At 34.4% G+C, this 20,700-nt stretch carries 12 protein-coding genes; 10 read left to right on the top strand and 2 right to left on the bottom strand.

All coding sequences use genetic code 11. The features are described from left to right. Nucleotides 1-116: 116 nt before the first annotated feature. Nucleotides 117-632: a tetratricopeptide repeat protein gene (locus M0D21_RS04470; protein ID WP_248327235.1), complete on the bottom strand. Its 516-nt coding sequence runs from the start codon at nt 630-632 to the stop codon at nt 117-119. Nucleotides 633-804: 172 nt separating this feature from the next. Between M0D21_RS04470 and rpmH the strand changes: the two genes are divergently transcribed. From rpmH to M0D21_RS04425, 9 genes are all read left to right on the top strand, one after another. Further along, nucleotides 805-963, top strand: coding sequence for a 50S ribosomal protein L34 (gene rpmH / locus M0D21_RS04465; protein ID WP_073314535.1), 159 nt, complete (start codon nt 805-807; stop codon nt 961-963). 105 nt (nt 964-1,068) lie between these two features. After that, complete coding sequence (gene carB / locus M0D21_RS04460) at nt 1,069-3,921, top strand: carbamoyl-phosphate synthase large subunit (protein ID WP_248327234.1); 2,853 nt, start codon at nt 1,069-1,071, stop codon at nt 3,919-3,921. 181 nt (nt 3,922-4,102) lie between these two features. Beyond that, nucleotides 4,103-6,379 (top strand): glycoside hydrolase family 3 N-terminal domain-containing protein, encoded by a 2,277-nt coding sequence (locus tag M0D21_RS04455; protein WP_248327233.1) that lies wholly within the window; start codon nt 4,103-4,105, stop codon nt 6,377-6,379. A gap of 105 nt (nt 6,380-6,484) precedes the next feature. Next, a complete protein-coding gene (locus M0D21_RS04450; protein WP_248327232.1) occupies nt 6,485-7,039 on the top strand; it encodes an RNA polymerase sigma factor in 555 nt (184 codons plus the stop codon). 159 nt (nt 7,040-7,198) lie between these two features. Further along, nucleotides 7,199-8,209 carry a FecR family protein gene (locus M0D21_RS04445; RefSeq protein ID WP_248327231.1) on the top strand — a complete coding sequence of 337 codons (1,011 nt, stop codon included), beginning with the start codon at nt 7,199-7,201 and terminating at the stop codon, nt 8,207-8,209. Nucleotides 8,210-8,342: 133 nt separating this feature from the next. Then, a complete protein-coding gene (locus M0D21_RS04440; RefSeq protein ID WP_248327230.1) occupies nt 8,343-11,795 on the top strand; it encodes a TonB-dependent receptor in 3,453 nt (1,150 codons plus the stop codon). Between the two features lie 11 nt (nt 11,796-11,806). Further along, nucleotides 11,807-13,573: a RagB/SusD family nutrient uptake outer membrane protein gene (locus tag M0D21_RS04435; protein WP_248327229.1), complete on the top strand. Its 1,767-nt coding sequence runs from the start codon at nt 11,807-11,809 to the stop codon at nt 13,571-13,573. Between the two features lie 77 nt (nt 13,574-13,650). Beyond that, nucleotides 13,651-16,950, top strand: coding sequence for a VCBS repeat-containing protein (locus M0D21_RS04430; RefSeq protein ID WP_248327228.1), 3,300 nt, complete (start codon nt 13,651-13,653; stop codon nt 16,948-16,950). A 116-nt stretch (nt 16,951-17,066) separates the two neighbouring features. Continuing rightward, on the top strand, nt 17,067-17,417 hold the full coding sequence (locus M0D21_RS04425) for a T9SS type A sorting domain-containing protein (RefSeq protein WP_248327227.1): 351 nt from the start codon (nt 17,067-17,069) through the stop codon (nt 17,415-17,417). 6 nt (nt 17,418-17,423) lie between these two features. Here the strand turns inward: M0D21_RS04425 and M0D21_RS04420 are convergent, their stop codons facing one another. After that, nucleotides 17,424-17,804: a hypothetical protein gene (locus M0D21_RS04420; protein WP_248327226.1), complete on the bottom strand. Its 381-nt coding sequence runs from the start codon at nt 17,802-17,804 to the stop codon at nt 17,424-17,426. 541 nt (nt 17,805-18,345) lie between these two features. Here M0D21_RS04420 and M0D21_RS04415 point away from each other — a divergent pair. Continuing rightward, the gene (locus tag M0D21_RS04415; protein ID WP_248327225.1) at nt 18,346-20,691 is read left to right on the top strand and encodes a TolC family protein; all 2,346 of its coding nucleotides are present in this window, start codon (nt 18,346-18,348) and stop codon (nt 20,689-20,691) included. The last annotated feature ends 9 nt before the right edge of the window (nt 20,692-20,700 follow it).

Here is a 20,700-nt window from a genome sequence, read left to right as displayed (position 1 = left end):
AAAGTCTTTAAAAAAACCTTTTTTGTGATAAAAACTTGTTTCCATAACCAACATGGAACCACAGTACAAAAATCCAAACTTATAAGATAACGTAAGAATAGGATCAATTAGTGTGCCTAAATTTTCTTCATTTGCTGTTTCATCATGGTAATTTGATCTTTTAGCATACCATGTTTGTCTAATTTCTTAGCTTCGGTGAGTAAGGTTTGAGCTTCACGTTTTCTTCTTTTGGTCATCGCTATTCCGGCTAAGTTTAATTTAGCAACAGCTAAATCCTGATTCATCGATAAACCTAATTTTACAGCTTTTTTAAGATATTTCTCAGCTTGGGTGATATTGGTTTGTGATAGCATGATACCAAAAAGATAGTTGTAGTAACCTTGCTGTTTAATAGTTAGTGCGCTTTCTGGATTTTTGATTTTACTTAACCATTTTTTTGCTCCCTCAAAATCCTGTTTTCTTAGTCTTAAGAATGCGAGAAGAATTAATTCGTTTTTAAAGTATAAAAATACAAAGATTAAAGATAGCAAAATGAACATGATCCCATTACCTATATATCCTTCTATAATTTGCCATACAGCCACTCCTAAAACGGCTGCCGCTAAAACTAATTTTATATTTTTATTGTACATTGAATTGTTTAATTTTTTAAGTCGCGGCAAAGGTAATAAAAACAAATAAAAATATTTTGATATTTCCGTTTGTGAAAGTAAAAACTCTTCGTATATTTGCCCGCAGTTTTGAGATGAGGACTCAAAAAACATAAATAAGATATTTCAAGAGGATTTATAAAGATAGATAACAATGAAAAGAACGTTTCAACCATCGAAGAGAAAGAGAAAAAATAAACACGGTTTCAGAGAGCGTATGGCTTCTGTAAATGGTAGAAAGGTATTAGCTAGAAGAAGAGCTAAAGGAAGAAAGAAGTTATCTGTATCTTCAGAATTAAGACACAAGCACTAATGATAATGTGCGATTTAAAATATTAAAGGTGTTACTTTACGGGTAACGCCTTTTTTTATATCTGGTAGAAAAAGAAATATTTATACAACACACAATTTTAATTACATGCCAAAAAGAGAAGACCTTAAGAGTATATTGATTATTGGATCTGGACCTATTATTATAGGACAAGCTTGCGAATTTGATTATTCAGGATCACAAGCATTACGTTCGCTAAGAGAAGATGGAATTGAAACTATTTTGATCAATTCTAACCCTGCTACTATAATGACCGATCCTTCGATGGCAGATCATGTATATCTTAAACCTTTGAATACAAAATCTATTATTGAGATCTTAAAAGAACACCCACAAATAGATGCAGTACTTCCAACTATGGGAGGGCAAACGGCGTTAAACCTTTGTATTGAGGCAGATGAAAAAGGTATCTGGGAAGATTTTAATGTTGAAATTATCGGTGTTGATATTGATGCGATTAATATTACTGAAGATAGAGAGCAGTTTAGAGAGTTGATGCTTAAGATAGGTATTCCTATGGCGCCACAAGCAACTGCTAATTCTTATTTAAAAGGAAAAGAGATCGCTCAGGAATTTGGTTTTCCTTTGGTAATTAGAGCATCCTATACCTTAGGTGGAGCCGGTGCTTCCTTTGTATATAAAGAAGAAGATTTTGATAAGCTGTTAACCAGAGGTTTAGAGGTTTCTCCAATTCATGAGGTAATGATCGATAAGGCCTTAATCGGTTGGAAAGAATATGAATTAGAATTGCTTAGGGATAATAATGATAATGTAGTTATTATTTGTACCATCGAAAATATGGATCCGATGGGGATTCATACAGGAGATTCGATTACGGTTGCTCCTGCAATGACATTGAGTGACAAGACATTCCAGAGAATGAGAGATATGGCGATTCACATGATGCGCAGTATTGGGGAGTTTGCTGGGGGATGTAACGTACAGTTCGCAGTAAGTCCAGATGATAAAGAGGATATTATTGCGATAGAAATTAATCCGCGTGTATCTCGTTCGTCTGCTCTGGCATCTAAAGCTACGGGGTATCCGATTGCGAAAGTAGCTGCAAAGCTTGCAATAGGATATAACTTAGATGAATTAGATAACCAAATTACAAAATCTACCTCTGCGTTATTCGAGCCAACCTTAGACTATGTTATTGTTAAAATTCCACGTTGGAACTTTGATAAGTTCGAGGGGTCAGATAGAACTTTAGGCCTCCAAATGAAAGCTGTAGGAGAGGTTATGGCAATCGGAAGATCTTTTCAAGAAGCACTACACAAGGCGACACAATCTCTTGAAATTAAAAGAAATGGTCTGGGAGCAGATGGAAAAGGGCATAAAGATTACGACCAAATCATCGAGAAATTAACTTATGCTAGTTGGGATCGTGTCTTCGTAATTTATGATGCTATACAAATGGGAATTCCATTAAGTAGAATTCATGAGATTACTAAAATTGATATGTGGTTCTTAAAGCAATACGAAGAACTTCATAATTTAGAGAAAGAAATTTCTACATATTCTATACAATCACTTACCAAAGAATTAATCTTGGAAGCTAAACAAAAAGGATTTGCTGATAGACAAATCGCACACATGGTTGGTTGCTACGAAAGTGAAGTGTATAAGAAAAGAGAAGAGTTGGGAATAAAAAGAGTATATAAGCTGGTAGATACCTGTGCTGCTGAATTTAAAGCAGAAACTCCGTATTTCTATTCTACATTCGAAGCCGAAATAGAAACAGCCGACGGTACGGTGTCTGTTGCAAATGAAAGTGAGGTAACCGATAAAAAGAAAATTGTAGTATTAGGTTCCGGTCCAAATAGAATTGGTCAAGGAATCGAGTTTGATTATTGCTGTGTACATGGTGTATTGGCATCTGCAGAATGTGGTTATGAAACAATTATGATTAACTGTAATCCTGAAACAGTTTCAACAGACTTCGATACTGCAGACAAATTATATTTTGAACCTGTTTTCTGGGAGCATATTTATGATATTATTCAGCATGAAAAACCTGAAGGGGTGATTGTACAGCTTGGAGGGCAAACAGCTCTTAAGTTAGCTGAGAAGTTAGACCGATATGGAATCAAAATTATAGGAACCAGTTTCCAATCGTTAGATCTTGCAGAAGATAGAGGTAGTTTTTCTAAACTTCTAAAGGAAAATGGGATTCCTTATCCGGAGTTTGATACTGCTGAAACTGCAGATGAAGCTCTTGAAGTTGCAGATCGTTTAGATTTCCCGATACTTGTTAGGCCATCTTATGTACTTGGAGGACAGGGAATGAAAATCGTGATCAATAAGCAGGAGCTAGAAGAGCATGTTGTTGATTTACTGCGTAAAATACCAAATAACAAATTATTGCTAGATCATTATCTTGATGGAGCTATAGAGGCTGAAGCAGATGCAATTTGTGATGGAGAGAATGTATACATTATTGGAATAATGGAGCATATCGAACCTTGCGGAATTCACTCTGGAGATTCAAACGCAACATTACCTCCTTTCAATCTTGGAGAGTTTGTAATGCAGCAGATCAAAGATCATACTCGCAAAATTGCATTGGCTTTAAATACTGTAGGTTTAATCAATATACAGTTTGCAATAAAAGATGATATGGTATATATCATTGAAGCAAATCCTAGAGCGTCTAGAACTGTACCTTTTATAGCTAAAGCTTATGGAGAACCTTATGTGAATTATGCAACCAAAGTGATGCTAGGGGAGAAGAAGGTTACAGATTTCGACTTTAATCCTCATTTAGAAGGATATGCAATCAAACAACCTGTATTCTCTTTCAATAAATTCCCTAATGTGAATAAAAAATTAGGACCAGAAATGAAGAGTACTGGTGAGAGTATTTTGTTTATAGATGATCTTAAAGATGATCAGTTCTATGATTTATATGCAAGAAGAAAAATGTACTTGAGTAAGTAAGAAGTACTTCTAAACTCATAATACGAACCGGGTCATAATGCTATGATCCGGTTTTTTTGTGATTTTGTCAAAATGTTAGCTGTTTTTTTTAGGAGTTAAAAAAATATGCAATGTTTTTGTCTATGTTTCGCAAAGTTGATTCTCTTTCTTTAAAGTATCTGGAAAATAATTTTATATTGATATGAGAACCAATACATTGCTTGTTATGTTGTTAGGGGTGTTATTTTTTTCTTCTTGTTCCTTTAAAGAGAAAGAATCAAAAGCTTCCGATCCTATAGATGAAAAAGTAGCTGAATTATTGTCAAAAATGACCTTAGAAGAAAAAATAGGTCAAATGACTCAAATAACCGTAACAGCTTTAGAAAAAGAAGGTTCGCCAGGTGAATTTGATAAAGAAAAACTTAAAGAAGCAATTCATAAATACAAAATAGGTTCAATCTTAAATGTACCTAATCCAGGTGCGCCAACTCCTAAAAGGTGGAATGAAGTTTTAAACGAGATACTTCAGGAAACCAATGCTACCGATAAGAAAATTCCGATTATTTATGGTATAGATGCAATTCATGGCTCTAGTTATACTGATGGAGCTGTATTGTTTCCGCAACAAATAGGAATGGCGGCTACCTGGGACCCAGAATTAGTCGAAAAATGTACCGCAGTTTCTGCCTATGAAACGAGGGCATCCTCAATCCCCTGGGTTTTTTCTCCCGATCTTGACCTGCCGAGACATCCTGCATGGTCAAGATTATGGGAGTCTTTTGGAGAAGATACTTATTTGTCATCTCAAATGGGAGTGGCAATGGTAAACGGTTTTCAGGGAGAAGATATAGGTAAGTCTGATCGAGTGGCAGCTTGTATTAAGCACTACATAGGATATGGGAGCACAACTACAGGTAAAGATCGTACTCCAAGTATTATTCCGGAGAGAGTATTGAGACAATACGATCTGCCCATTTATCAAAAGAGTATAGAGGCCGGAGCAAAGAGTGTGATGATAAGTTCAGGCGAAGTTAACGGAACTCCTGTACATGCTAGTAAAAAATTGATAACCGATATCTTAAAAGATGAATTAAACTTTAAAGGTATTGTTGTTACCGATTGGCAGGATATTATTTATCTGCATACTCGCCATAAGGTAGCTTCGACAATGAGAGAAGCAGTTAAGAAATCTGTTTTGGCGGGGATAGATATGAGTATGGTGCCCGATAATTACACGTTTTTCGAAGAATTATTTTCTTTGGTGAGTGATGGAGAGGTTCCTATGTCTAGAATAGATGATGCAGTAAGCAGAATATTACGAGTAAAATTTGAGTTAGATCTTTTCAGAACACCAGTAACCAATCCTGAGGATTACCCGGATTTTGGTTCATCTTCTTCAGTAGCTTTATCTTATATAGCAGCATCAGAATCGATAACATTATTAAAGAATACAGATAATATTTTGCCACTATCTAAAGAAAAGAAGGTCTTGGTTACCGGACCTACGGCAAATAGTATGAAGTATCTTAACGGAGGATGGTCTTATACCTGGCAAGGAGAGAAGAGTGATGAGTATGCAAAAGATAAACTTACTATTTTGGAAGCTTTTGAAGCAAAAGTTGGAAAACAAAATGTTTTGTATTCACCTGGGGTTTCAATTTTTGAGGAAATTGACATTGCCAATGCTGTCTCCCAAGCTCGCAATGTAGATTATATTCTATTGTGTTTAGGTGAACATAACTATACAGAAACCCCAGGAGATATTAATAGTTTGATTTTAACCAAACCACAAATTAAGCTAGCAAAGGCTTTGAGTGAACTTAATAAGCCTATAGTCCTAATTTTAAATGAAGGTAGACCAAGAATTATTAGTGGTTTTGAAAAAAACATGAATGCTGTTGTACAGTGTTATTTACCTGGAAACGAAGGGGCAAGAGCTTTGGTCGATATTGTTTACGGAGATGTAAATCCAAGTGGAAAATTACCATACAATTACCCCAGATATGATAATTCTTTACAAAAGTATAATAGAAAATATACAGAAAGCTTAGGTGATGAAGAGCAGAATGATGATGCTGATTATCAAAGAAGTTACAGTCCTCAATACGAGTTTGGGTATGGATTATCCTATACTACTTTTGAATATAAAAATTTAAGTGTAGATAAGGTTTTTATAGATAGAGGAGACGAGGTTAACGTTAGTATTGATGTGCAAAATACAGGCGAAATAACGGGTAAAGAGGTGGTACAATTATATGTGAGAGATCTTTTTGCAAGTATTACTCCAGAGTATAAATCATTAAAAAGATTTAAGAAAATTGAACTTAAACCGGGTGAAGTGAAAACAATTTCATTTACGATTCAAGAGGAAGATCTAAAATTTGTGAATGAAAACAATGAATGGATTGCAGAGAGTGGGGAATTTGAAATAATGATTGGGGAATTGGTTAAAAAAATTGTCCTTGAAAAAGAATTGTAAAGTCGTTTTTAATTATATTTATAAACACAATACTGTTAAATTTATACAAGAACCTTTTTTCTAGGGTGTTTTTTTTAGGAATTTATGAATACACAAAATATTTAAATGCAATCCGTTAAAAATGTAGATGCTATACTATGGGCTAAGATAAAGCTTGGGGATTTAGATGCTTTTAATCAACTTTATGATAAGTATATAGACCCTCTTTATTCATTTGGAATACAATATACGACCGATAAAGATTATGTTATGGATTGTATACATGATCTGTTTTTGGATATTTATAAATACCGCAAAAAACTTTCTGATGTAGATAACGTAAAGTTTTATTTGTTTAAATCTCTTAAAAGAAAAATTAATAGGAAGTTTAAATCAAAGTTAAAATTCTTCTCTACTGAAGAAAAGAAAAATGAAATAAGATCTACACACAGTTCGGTAGAGGAATCTATTATTCAGATAGAAAGCTCCAGAGAAATAAGTGCAAAGCTGTCTAATGCGTTAACATCACTTTCAAATAAGCAACGAAGAGGGTTGTCGTTAAAGTTTGATGAAAAAAAATCCTACGAGGAAATTGCTGCAATTTTGGGTATTTCCATCGAATCTGTAAGAACCCTTATCTACCGCGCAGTAAAAAAACTTCGAAGCGAAATAGAAGTTTAAAATCTTTTTTCATAAAATCGCAATTTTTTGTCTATGTTTTTTTAGTACTTTCCTTTTATATAATGAACAAGATTGGTTTGTTTTTGTTTGGAATTCAGTTGATTAAGTCTTGTTTATTGCACGGAAAAGAAAATAATTAATGTCCTTAATATCCTTACGATGTTAACAAAAGAAGAAAAAGAAAATTTAAAATCAAGAATACATACCTCTATTCATGAATATGAAAAAATGAGGAAGAAGAAACGGCTCTATTATTTTTTGGGTGCCGCAGCAGCTGTAGTATCAGTGTTTTTTACGTCAATGTTTTATTATAATAATTATGATAACTCTTCTAAAATTAAAAATTATGTAGAAGTAAATCAAATTGATATTAGTAAAGAAGGAGATGTAAAGTTGGTGCTTAATGAAAATGAAGAAATTAAAATTAAGGAAAAGGTATCTAGTATTGAGTATTCAAGTTCTGGAAACAAAGTAGATATCAATAACGCTACAAAAGTTGACCAGTCTTCTAAGGATAATTTTAATACTATTATTGTACCTTATGGGAAACGTACAAAAATTACACTTTCAGAAGGAACCAAGGTATGGCTTAACTCTGGATCTAAACTTACATACCCAGTAGTATTTAATGAAGATAAACGGGAGGTGCATTTAGTGGGCGAAGCAATCTTTGATGTTCGTCATGATAAAGAAAAACCGTTTTTTGTGATCACCAATGATTATAATATTAAGGTGTTAGGAACAGTATTTAATGTAAGTTCTTATGAAGATGATTCTTTTACAAGTACAGCTCTGGAAAGAGGAAGTGTGGAGATTAAATATCCTTCAAATTCTATTTTTGGGAAATCTACTTTAAAAATTACACCTGGTACTTTGGCAGTATATAATAGTAGTAGCAAAATTATCAAAAGTAATAAGGTTGATGTTACGAAATACATGTCCTGGAGAGATGGGAAGTTCATTTTTAAGAAACAGCGTCTTAATGATATCGTCAAGAAGTTATCAAGATACTATAATGTTAATATTACAATAGAAAATACAGAACTTAAAGGAGAGACATTCTCTGGTCATTTAGATCTTAAGGATAGTATTGAAAAAGTACTTGAGGTGATTAAGGAAACTACAGATTTAAAATATAAAAAAGAAGCAGGTAAAATTGTAATTAATTAAAACACAAATCATATGAAGTAACAAAAAACCACCTTCTATTTATTCTATAAAAAAGTCAGAAAATGCGGCAACATTTTCTGACTCAAGTCATCGTATTGCATCGTGCAATACTTAACACGTAAAAAGCAAAATTATGAATAAAAAAGCTAACTGTCACTCTTTTTTATACAAAAAGAGGGCATACAATTTTTTATTAACCATTATGAGGGTTTTTATTTTATTCTTGTGTCTGGGGCTATCAAGTGCATATGCATATCATTCTTATTCACAAACAAAACTAGATATCAAAGTAGAAAATGGAACTTTAGAAGAGCTATTTGATCAGATTCACGCGCAAAGTGAATTCATCTTTTTCTATAAAGACGATATCCTTAATACCAATCGAAAGGTTAATCTAAATCTAAAACAATCTACAGTTAACGAGATTTTAGATATAGCTCTTATAAAAACAGATCTGACCTATAAGATTTTGGATAGACAAATTGTAATCTCGAAGTCTAAAAAGCAAAAACAACCACAGACAAAAGCGATATTGTTAAAACCAGTTCAAACTATTATTTCAGGAACGGTTTTAGCCTCAGATGGAGCTCCGTTGCCGGGTACAAGTGTTATTGTAAAAGGAACTTCAAGAGGTACTCAAACAGATTTCGATGGTAAATATTCTTTAGAGATTTCAGATGAAGAAACACTGGTGTTTTCTTATGTAGGATTCGTAAGTAAAGAGGTAGTATATTCTGGTCAGGATAAAATCGACATACAACTTATAGAGGATGCAAGTGAATTAAGTGAGGTAATAGTAACGGGATATACAACACAAAGTACCAGAAACATTACAGGCTCTGTAACCGTTGTTGAGTCTGACGCTATAGCGGCTACTACCCCGGCAAGTTTAGAACAAGCTTTACAGGGACAGGCTGCGGGAGTTACCGTAGGGGTTGAAGGTGGACCTGGAGGAAATTCTGCAGTGCGTATTCGTGGATACGGTACAATTAATGGTAATGACCCTTTATATGTTATTGATGGCGTACAAACAGGACAAGGGCTTAATGATCTCAATCCAAATGATATAAAGTCTATTCAAGTGCTTAAAGATGCAGCTGCGGCTTCTATCTATGGAATTGGAGCGGCAAATGGTGTTATCGTAATTACTACAAAAAACGGGAATAGAAATAACAAAGTATCTTTTAACTACAATGTACTAACTGGAATTGATTTTATACCAAAATCTGTATTTCCCGAATTTGCAACTCCGCAACAAATAGCAGATGCGAGATGGCAGGCGTTAACCAATGATGGGCTAGCTCTTGACCATCCGCAATATGGTTCTGGGGCTTCTCCTGTATTACCAGACTATATATTACCGCAGGGAGTATCAGGAACTATTGATGAAAGTGCATATAGTTTTCCGAATAATAGAATTACAAGAGCAAATAAAGCAGGAACAGATTGGTTCGATGCTTTTTTTGATGCTGCCTTTGTACAACAGCATAATATTTCTGTAAATGGAGGAGGCGAAAATTCTAAATTGTATATCGGCTTAGGACTTTTAGATCAGGAAGGTGTAGGAAGAGCAACTAGTTTTGAGAGATATAATCTTAGGGTAAATTCAGAGTTTGATGTAACTAGTAAATTTAGATTAGGAGAGTCTGTAAATGTTTCATACTCTGAGCGTATAGGAATTCTTGATCCTGTTGGGAGCTCTCGTAATCAGGATAATGAAGGGCAAATAGCTTCTCTTTTCAGAAGTAACCCATTGATTCCAGTTTTTGATATTCGTGGAAATTATGCAGGAACTGCAGGTATTGGTGGGGTTGGTAATGCATCAAATCCTATTGGTCAGGCAGACAGAAATGCCAATAACCCTACAGAGACAATACGTGCTTTGGGATCGGTGTATGCAGAAGTAGATATTACCGAAGATCTATCATTGCGATCAACATTTACTGCAGATATGACAAGCTCTAAGTTTAGGTTCTTTAGACCTGTAGATTTTGAAAATGCAGCAGCAAGACAGGTGAATTTGTTAAGAGAAACTTCTACAGATATTATCAATACAAACTGGTATAATATTCTTCAGTATAAAAAAGTATTTGGTGGAGTACATAATGTAGATGCTTTTGTAGGAACCGAATTTAAAAAGAATAGTTTTAAACAGTTTTTTGCTCAAATTACTGACTTTTTGCAGGATACTACCGATTTTACATTCTTAAGTGCAGGTACAGGAACCCAAACAGTAGGTAGTGGTCAGTCTAAATCTTCGAGTTTTTCGGTTTTTGGAAAAGTTGATTACGCCTACGACGATAAGTATTTGGTAAGCGCTACTGTTAGACAAGATCAATCTTCTTTATTTGAAGGAGGGAACCAAGATGCTATTTTTCCTGCATTTAGTGTGGGATGGAGATTATCTGGAGAGAGCTTTCTTGAAGATTCTGATATAGTAAATAACCTATTGTTTAAGTTTAGCTGGGGACAAGTTGGAAACAACTCTATTCCAGCATTTAGAGGGGTTACCTCGTTTGCTTCCAATTTGAATTTTTACAATTACAATGGAGAAACAGGGTTTTTCTTATCAAACATAGGTGATCCTAATTTAACATGGGAAACCACAACTACTACTAATTTTGGTGTTTCTGCTTCTTTGTTCAATAATGTATTAGGAGTTAATCTAGATGTATATAATGCAGAAACAAAGGATATGTTATTGGCTGTTCCAGTAGATCCTACCGTATTTGGAAATACAATTGGGTCTATATTCAGGAATTTTGGACAAATGACAAATAGAGGGTTCGATTTAGGACTTACCTATTCTAATAATACTGGAGGTGGTTTCGAATACTCGATAGGAGTTAACGTTTCTCATTATAAAAATGAAGTAGATTTCCTAGATGAAAATAATCTGGATCAGGTTATTGCAAATCCGACCCTTGGATCTCAAACGGTATTTGAAACCACCAATACCAGAGCAGGAGAACCCATATCTTCTTTCGTAGGTTTTACCTGGGAAGGAATCGACCCTAATACGGGAAGAGCCATAATTACAGGAGATGCGAGAGATATTATAGGAAATCCTCATCCAGATTTTACTTATGGGATAAATTTTGATGCATCATACAAGAATTTTGATGTTTCTATGCTATTTCAAGGATCTCAAGGAAATGACATCTATAATTTGACCAAGTTTTGGACAGATTTTTCAAATTTTGAAGGCGCTAGAAGTATAGACTATATAGAAAACTCATGGACACCTACCAATACCAATGGAACGCTTCCAGCCTTTACTTTGAGTGGTGATGAATCTGTAGGATCTTCATATTATATAGAAGATGGTTCTTATGTGAGACTAAAAAATATTGTTATCGGGTACACTCTGGGCGAAAAAATTAGTTCCAAGTTGAAACTAGATAAAGTAAGAATCTTTTTGCAAGGAAAAAACCTTTTAACGATTACCGATTATAGTGGTTTAGACCCTGAGATTAATCTATCAAATTACACCAATCAACAACAGGCAAACCTGGAAATAGGTGTAGATAGAGGTGCATACCCGGTTTCACGTTCTGTGAATATGGGAGTAAACGTTTCATTTTAAAAAAAATCGCAATGATCAACATATATAAATTTTTAAGAACCAAAAGGGTATCATTGATTTTTGGTTTTTTCATAATGGCTGGAGTACTATTTCAGTCGTGTAAAGATGAATTAGAAATCCCGTTACAAGGTCAGCTAAGTGAAGATGTTATTGTTTTTGATAGTAGTTGGGTAAGCTCTCAGTTAACCGCAGCCTATGGGATGTTAGATTTGAATGTATCTACATCAGATCCATGGAGATCTGACCCTTCTCATTGGATTTATGGAGAAGTGGCTTCAGATAATGCCTATAAAGGAAGTGACCCAGGAGACCAGGGAAGTATCGATAATGTTGAAATGTATGCTGCCTTAGCTACCGAAAATAGTTACTATGGATTTCTATGGAATGCTATTTTTGAGGGTGTAGCCCGAAGTAATGAGGCCATACGAGGAGCGCAAACTGGATTGGAGTCTGGAGATTTAACAGCTGCAGAAGCTGCTCAGTTTGAAGCGGAAGGTAGGTTTTTGAGAGCCCATTATCATTTTGAAGCAAAGAAGATTTGGGGTAAAATTCCGTATATAGATGAAACGATAACAGAATCACAAACCAATGAAGGAGTAGATTCCTGGAGTTTAATTGAGGCAGATTTTCAATATGCTATCGATAACCTTCCTGAAACGTCTAGGTTTGTGGGAGGAACAAACAGTTGGGTAGCAAAGGCATATTTGGCAAAGGCACATATGTATCAATTGGATTATGCTGCAGCAAGTCCAATTTTGGATGATGTGATTAATGGAGGACCTTATAGTCTTACCCCTAAATACTCTGATAATTTTAATGCAGCCACAAAGAATTCTAGCGAATCCATATTTGCGGTACAACATACAGTAGGTGATGGAGCTTCGCAAGATGATAATGGTAACTGGGGACAAGCGCTGAATTTTCCTCAGGGAGCACCGGTGGGAACAACTGGAGGCGCGTGTTGTGGGTTTTTTCAACCTTCACAAAATTTAGTAAATGCATATAAAACAGATGCTTCTGGGTTACCATTGTTAGATACGTTTAATGATGTAGATGTTACTAATGATGACGGTATTCCGGCAGAAGATCCTTTTACTCCATACACTGGCGAGCTAGACCCAAGATTAGATTGGAAAGTAGGTCGTAGAGGAATCGATTTCAATGGTTGGGGAATTATGCCAGGTCAGTCCTGGATTCGTAATCCGGCCAATGGAGGGCCATACCTGCAAAAGATTTCTGTTTTTAGAGAAAGTCAGTTTAATGATGCTGCAATCGACGCTCCTAGTGCCTGGGCTCCAGCAGTAAGTGCAATCAATACGAATATTATACGATTTGCAGAGATTCTTTTATGGAGAGCCGAAATTATGGCTGTGAATGGAGAAGGAGATTTAGGAGCTTCTCTGGTAGATCAAATAAGAACAAGAGCTTCAAACTCTGAAGATTTTGTGAGAGAACTCGACATGGATGGTGAGCCTACTGCTACACCAGCTGCAAATTATGTAATTGGTACTTATGGTACGTTTACTGGGCAAGACCAAGCAATAAAAGCAGTTGCTCATGAGTATAGAATTGAGACAGCTCTTGAAGGACACAGGTTTTTTGACTTGGTAAGAAGAGGAGAAGCTGTCAATGTATTAAACAATTATCTTACTGTAGAAGGAACCAAAAGAACACACTTGAGCGGAGTAACCTTTCCCCCAAGAAGCGTTGTTTACCCAATCGCTCAAAGTGTAATTGATGTCAGTGGTGGTATAATTAAACAAAACGACGGTTATTAAATTGTTTTAGTTTAAATTGTTTCTTAAAAACAGTATGTTTTACATACTGTTTTTTTGCTTTCTTAACTTTGTTCACAATGGTATATAAAATAACAACTTTTTTAATTATAGTTTCCCTTAGTATTAGTTGCTCTCAAAACAGGGAAGAATCTAAGCAGGAAAATATTTTTAAGGAGCTCTCTCATACAACAACAGGTATAGATTTTAAGAATATACTCACAGAAAATGATTCTCTTAATTATTTTACATATTCTTATTTATACATGGGAGGGGGAGTAGCTGTAGGAGATATCAATAATGATGGGCTTATAGATATTTACTTAACAGGAAACCAGGTGTCTAATAAGTTATATCTCAATAAAGGAGGTCTTACATTTGAAGATATTACCGAAAAAGCTGGTGTTTCAGGAGATAAACGTTGGTACACAGGAGTGACCATGGCAGATGTAAATGCAGATGGTTTTTTGGATATATATTGTTCGGTGGGGGGAAAGTTTGAACCCAAGCAAAATCAGTTGTTTATTAATAATGGGGATAACACCTTTACCGAAAAAGGTAAAGAGTTCGGTATTGATGATATTGGAAATAGCGTACAAGGAACTTTTTTCGATTATGATAAAGATGGAGATCTAGACTTATATGTGGCCAATTACCCTCCAACTAAATTTACAGCTCCTAATTTCTATTATACCTACAAGATGAATAATATTAAAAACCATGAAACCGATCATTTGTTTAAAAATGAAGGAGGAAAGTTCGTTGATGTAACAGAAAAGGCTGGAGTTAAAAGTTTTGGGCTAACACTTAGTGCAACGGTTGGAGATTTAAACAATGATACCTGGCCAGATATTTATATCTCAAATGATTTTAGTACTCCAGATTATTTATATATCAATAATAAGAATGGAACATTTACCGAGGTAGTAAAAAAGGCAACTTCGCATACTGCTTTTTTTGGAATGGGAGCAGATATTGCCGATTATAATAATGACGGATATCTAGACATATTTCAGGTGGATATGGATGCTCAATCCAATCGACGAAAAAAAGCGAATATGGCGAGTATGAACCCAAAACTATTTTGGAGTACAGTTAATTCTGGATTTCATTACCAATACATGCATAACTGTCTTCAAGAAAATTCAGGAATTGTTGAAAATGGAGTCCCTAAATTTTCTAATGTATCGAGAATAACTGGGACCTCTTCTACAGACTGGAGTTGGGGGCCTCTTTTTGCCGATTTCAATAACGATGGGTATAAAGATTTGTTTATATCAAATGGTACAAGAAGAGAAATAAATAACAATGACTATTTTAAGAAACTTGATATTGCAACCGATAGGAATGATAGTTTACTTCAAAAAAGCCTTAAAATACCATCAGAAAAGATTGATAATTTCATGTTTCGAAATGATGGAAATTATAATTTTCAAAAGGTAAATGAAGAATGGGGAATTCAATATCAAGGATTTTCAAACGGAGTGGTATACGCAGATCTGGATAATGATGGTGATTTGGAAATTATTACCAATAATATCGATGATTATGCCTCAATTTTTGAAAACAAGAGTTCCCAAAAAAACAATTTTGTCGCCTTTCAGTTCGAAGGAAGCACCAACAATAAATTCGGTTTGGGTAATAGGGTATATGTCAAGACCGAAAACCAGGAGCAAATGCAAGAGCTTACTCTGTCTAGAGGTTTTCAATCTTCGGTGGCACCAGAGTTACATTTTGGAGTAGGACCAACTCAAACCATTAAAGAAGTGAGAATTGTTTGGCCTGATCATAAATCACAGGTATTAACAAATGTAAAGGCAAACCAGAAATTGGTAATTAATTATGGTGATGCTATTTTGAAGGAAGAAGATGTAGAAATAGCAGAAAAACTATTTACCCCAGAAAATGACGCTCTTTTTCCTAAATATAAACATGATGAAAATCGATATAATGATTTCACAAAACAAGTTTTATTACCTCACAAAATGTCCTCTTTTGGACCATTTTTAGCAACCGGTGATATAAATAATGATCATCTAGATGATTATTTTGTTGGTGGAGCATCTGGACAACCGGGTGGTGTTTTTGTTCAAGATGAAAATGGTTTCAGCAAAATAACAGTTGATGTATTGGAGAACGATAAATCTTTTGAAGACGCTGGAGCTCTTTTTTTTGATGCAGATCAAGACGGGGATTTGGATCTGTATGTGGTGAGTGGAGGAAATGAATTTTCGCAAGATTCTGAAATGTTAAGAGATAGGTTATACATAAATACAGGTAATGGAGATTTTATTAATGCTCCAAAAAATACGCTACCAAGTGTGTTAAGTAGTGGTTCTAGAGTATATTCTCTCGATTTTAATCAAGACGGGAAACAAGATCTGCTAGTACTTGGGCGCCATGTGCCGTGGCAGTATCCCTTGCCTGCCAGTAGCTATATATTGATGAATGAAAGCGAAAAAGGTGTTCCAAGATTCTCCGATGTTACCAAAGATATTGCAGAGGAGTTTGTAAACCTGGGAATGGCAACTAGTGCTGTTATAACTGATTTTAATGCAGATGGGATGGAAGATATCATAGTTGTGGGAGAATGGATGTCAATACGAGTATTCAAGAACGTAAAGGGTGGTTTTGAAGAAGTTTCTGAAGACATGGGTCTTACAGATGGTACAACAGGTTGGTGGTGGAGCATTGCCCAGGGAGATTTTGACAATGATGGAGATACCGATTATTTAATTGGTAATAATGGGTTGAATTACAAATATCAAGCTTCAGAGGAAGAAACTTTTGATATCTATGCCAATGATTTTGATAATAACAATACCCAAGATATTGTATTGAGTTATTACAATGAAGGTAAACAATTTCCAGTGAGAGGGAGACAATGTTCATCTGAACAAATACCAGCTATTGAACGTAAGTTTAAAGATTACAAAAGCTTTTCTGAAGCGACATTGATAGATGTATATACAAGCACTTCATTATCATCTTCGTTACATTACCAAGTAAAATCTTTTGCCAGTGTTTATATGGAAAATAAAGGAGACAAATTTGAAATTCATAATTTACCTGCATCTGCTCAACTTTCTTCAATTAACCAGATCTTGGTAGAAGATTTCGATAGGGATGGTAATTTAGATGCCGTAATTGCTGGAAATTTATATGCTTCAGAAGTTGAGACACCTCGTAATGATGCATCTTATGGATTATTTTTAAAAGGGAGCGGAAGCAATAGTTTTGAACCTATACAAGCAATAGAAAGTGGCTTGTACCTGCCTGGTGATGTTAAAGATGTGAAGTCTATAAAAACAAAAAATGGCTCGTATATCATTTCTGCTCGTAATAATGAACTTCTACAATTTGTGAGAATAAGAGATTAACATAGCATCTTAGCTTTAAAAATTGTTTATTTTCATACTTAAACAATCTTTAAAAAAATGTATTTATAGTTTTGTTAACTATTTGTTTTTGAGATAATTAGTATCTTAATAAGAAAATGAAAAAATTTTTACTTTACTTTTTGTTAATAGGAGCAATTACTTTTACAAATGCCAATCACCCCATTTTATTTAAAACAAATAATACCGCTTCTTTTTCTTTTGAAATAAGTCCGCAAACTACTTCTGGAACAATTTCGATTAAGACCAATCTACCCAATAAAAATGTAATCCTGGTGAAGATCATCGATAAAGCTGGTTATATCAGAATTCAAAAGAAACTTCATCTTGAACGAGAAATAGATGTCTCTGCATTAAAGAAAGGACATTATCTGGTAAAAGTATACCATAGAAACAGTATGGCGATTAACCGGTTTTACAAAGGAAAAGACGCTATAAATAACAGATGATTCTTTTTACCTTTCTAAGAATCCATCAGCTTCCCAGTCTAAAATAATGTCTATGGTTTCTTGCGGAAGTCTTCCCGCAGGAGGCATTACATTGTTAATACTGTTAGAAGTTACCCTTAGTATCATATCTCTATCTACAGCAGTTAAGACTTCCTGATAATTTCTCATTGGGAACGGAGCTCCTTGCGCCAAAGGAATGGTATGGCATTCAATACACTCACGATCAACTATAGCTTTAACATCGGCTTCGTAGGTTGTAGTTTTATTAGGGTTTGGGTTTTGATCTGGATCGGGATCTGGTTCGCCACCACCATCATCGCTGCTACTACAGCCTATGCAGAAAAGTGCAATCATAAATATCCAACATATTTTTTGTAAATCTTTCATAGCATGTTTTTTAAAGAAGTACATTCTTTTAACGCCTTAATATACAAAAGGATTGTATAATATTATCATTTTATTTTGGAAGGATATATGTTCGCAGACCTTTTTGCCCCCGTTAGTAATAGTACATTAAACTTTAATAGTTATATGGTATTCTTCGACCAAAATCTTAAAATTATTGATAACATGGTAGTTAAGGGGGTGTAATAAGCACTTTTTAAATCTTCATGAGAAGAAATAGCAAAATCAAAGTCCTATCAATTATTATTTATAAATAATGATCAATTTGCAATATTTTGATCTAGTTTATGTCAGGAAAGAAATCAAAATTCATGTATAATTGAGTAGTTTGTCTGTAAAAATATTTCAGTCATCGAAAAAAAAAGGATTGACTTCGATTATTAGAAACTTAAAAATACCTTTAAAAGGAATATCCCATTTCGCTTAGTTTAAAAACTTGCTTCGATCATTCGCTAATAAATGTAATGAAATGCCAGTATCATGGAAATCATGATCGCAGGTATACAAATAAACTCACCACACAATGAAAAGATATATAGTAGTACTTTTACTTTTATCTATATTTAATGGACTTTCTCAAGAAAAAAACAACTACAATATTGGGGTTCTTATCGATAGTAGAACTACAGAAGTAGAACCATTATTACAAAAATTACAATCTGAAATCAAAGTTGTAGTTGGTGAAGATGCTGTTATTAGTTTTCCCGATAAAAGTATTTTGGTTAACAATTTTGATTTAGAAAAGGCTCAAGACAATTATGAACAATTGATCACTAATGATACCGACATTATTCTTGCTTTTGGTATTATTAATAATCAAATTATTAGTAAGCAGCAAACACATAAAAAGCCAACCATTCTTTTTGGAGCTGTAAATAGAGATTTGATAAAGGAAATTGATTTATCCAAAAAAGCCTCTGGTATTAAAAACTTCACTTATTTAATAGAGTCTCAATCGTATCAGGATGATTTTAAATTATTCAAGGAATTAACCGGTTTCAAAAAACTAGGTATAGCCATTGAAGCCCCTTTTACAGATATTCTTCCATTGAAAAGTACTTTTGATAAAGAAATGGCAGAATTGGAAGCAGATTATAAGTTAATTCCTTTTAATACTGTTTCTGATATTATCGGTAATCTTGATGATATCGATGCTATTTATATGGCGGGAGGTTTCTTTTTGTCTAAAAAGGATAATCAACAACTGGCCAAGACTTTTGTTCAAAAAAGACTTCCGTCTTTTACTGCCAACGGAACCGATGATGTAGAAATAGGAATGTTGGCTACTAACCAATCTGAAGAAAATATAGAGCAGTTTTTTAGAAGAATTGCTTTAACCATAGAGGCTTATATAAATGGGGATTCCCTATCTGAAATGCCTGTATCTATAGATTATACACCACGTTTAACTATCAATTTTAATACTGCCGAAGCTATTGGTGTTCCGATCAAGTATAGTTTAATTGCTAAAACGGATTTTGTAGGAGAATTCAAAAATGTACTTTCTCAAAAGCAATACAATTTATTAACCGCGATCAATGATGGGTTAGAAAATAACTTACAAATTCAAACCAGTCAAAAAAATGTTGAATTAAGTCAGCAAGATGTAAAATCGGCCAAAAGTAATTACCTGCCATCCTTGACAGCATCAGGAACCGCTACTTATGTAGATCCCGATGCGGCAGCGGTAAGTAATGGGCAAAACCCAGAATTTTCTACTTCGGGCAATGTGACTGTACAGCAAACTATATTTTCTGAAGCGGCAAACGCCAACATAACCATACAAAATAAGTTACAGAAAGCACAGGAAGCTTCCTTTAATGCAGATCAGTTGGATCTTATCTTTACCATTTCTAACCTTTATTTTAATGCATTAATTCTTAAAACTAATGTTCAGATACAAGCACAAAATTTAGATCTTACCAAAAAGAACTTACTCATTGCAGAACAGAATTTTGAAGCAGGAGCCTCGGGAAAATCAGATGTATTACGATTTCGAAGTCAATTGGCTCAAAACACACAATCTCTGGTGGAATCTATCAATCAGCTAGAACAGGGATTTATACAATTAAATCAGGCATTAAACAACCCGGTTAACTTCGAAATAGATATAGAGGAAGCTCTTCTTAATCAAGGGATTTTTAAGTCATACAATTATGATGAATTTGCAGATTTGTTAGATGATCCTTCATTGAGAGAGCCATTTATTGATTTCCTCATTGAAGAGGCAAAAAATAATGCACCCGAATTAGAATCACTTCAATATAATCTGGAAGCTACTACTAGATCTATAAAGTTAAATGGGCCTGGGAGATTTCTTCCAACGGTTGCATTGCAGGGCCAGTATAATAGAACTTTTAATCGAACTGGAGAAGGAAGTACAGCTCCCGTAGGGTTTGAGTTGGTAGATGATAATTACAACGTATCATTAAATGTATCGATTCCTATTTTTAATCAGAATTTAAACAACATCAATAGAGATACTGCTATTATACAAAAAGAGCAATTAGAACTCAATAAAGAAAATACAGAGCTAGGTATAGCCACCAATATTAGATCACAGGTATTGAATATGATCAACCAAATATCAAATATTCAATTATCTATAGTATCTGAAGAAACTGCAGAAGAATCTTTAGAACTTACTCAGACATCGTACTCCTCTGGATCTGTAAATATCGTTCAATTATTAGATGCGCAAAGTAACTTGTTAAACGCACGGTTAGCCAGTGCTAATGCCAACTATAATTACCTGATCAATTCACTACAGTTAGAACGATTTTTAGGATATTATTTTTTATTGAATGATGAGCAAGACAATATTGCTTTCAGACAACGATTTTTTGATTTTTTAAACGGAAGAAACTAACCCACATAC

It is taken from the genome of Aquimarina acroporae (assembly GCF_023195925.1).
GTDB lineage: Bacteria > Bacteroidota > Bacteroidia > Flavobacteriales > Flavobacteriaceae > Aquimarina > Aquimarina acroporae.
This window is presented reverse-complemented; position numbering and strand designations above follow the sequence as displayed.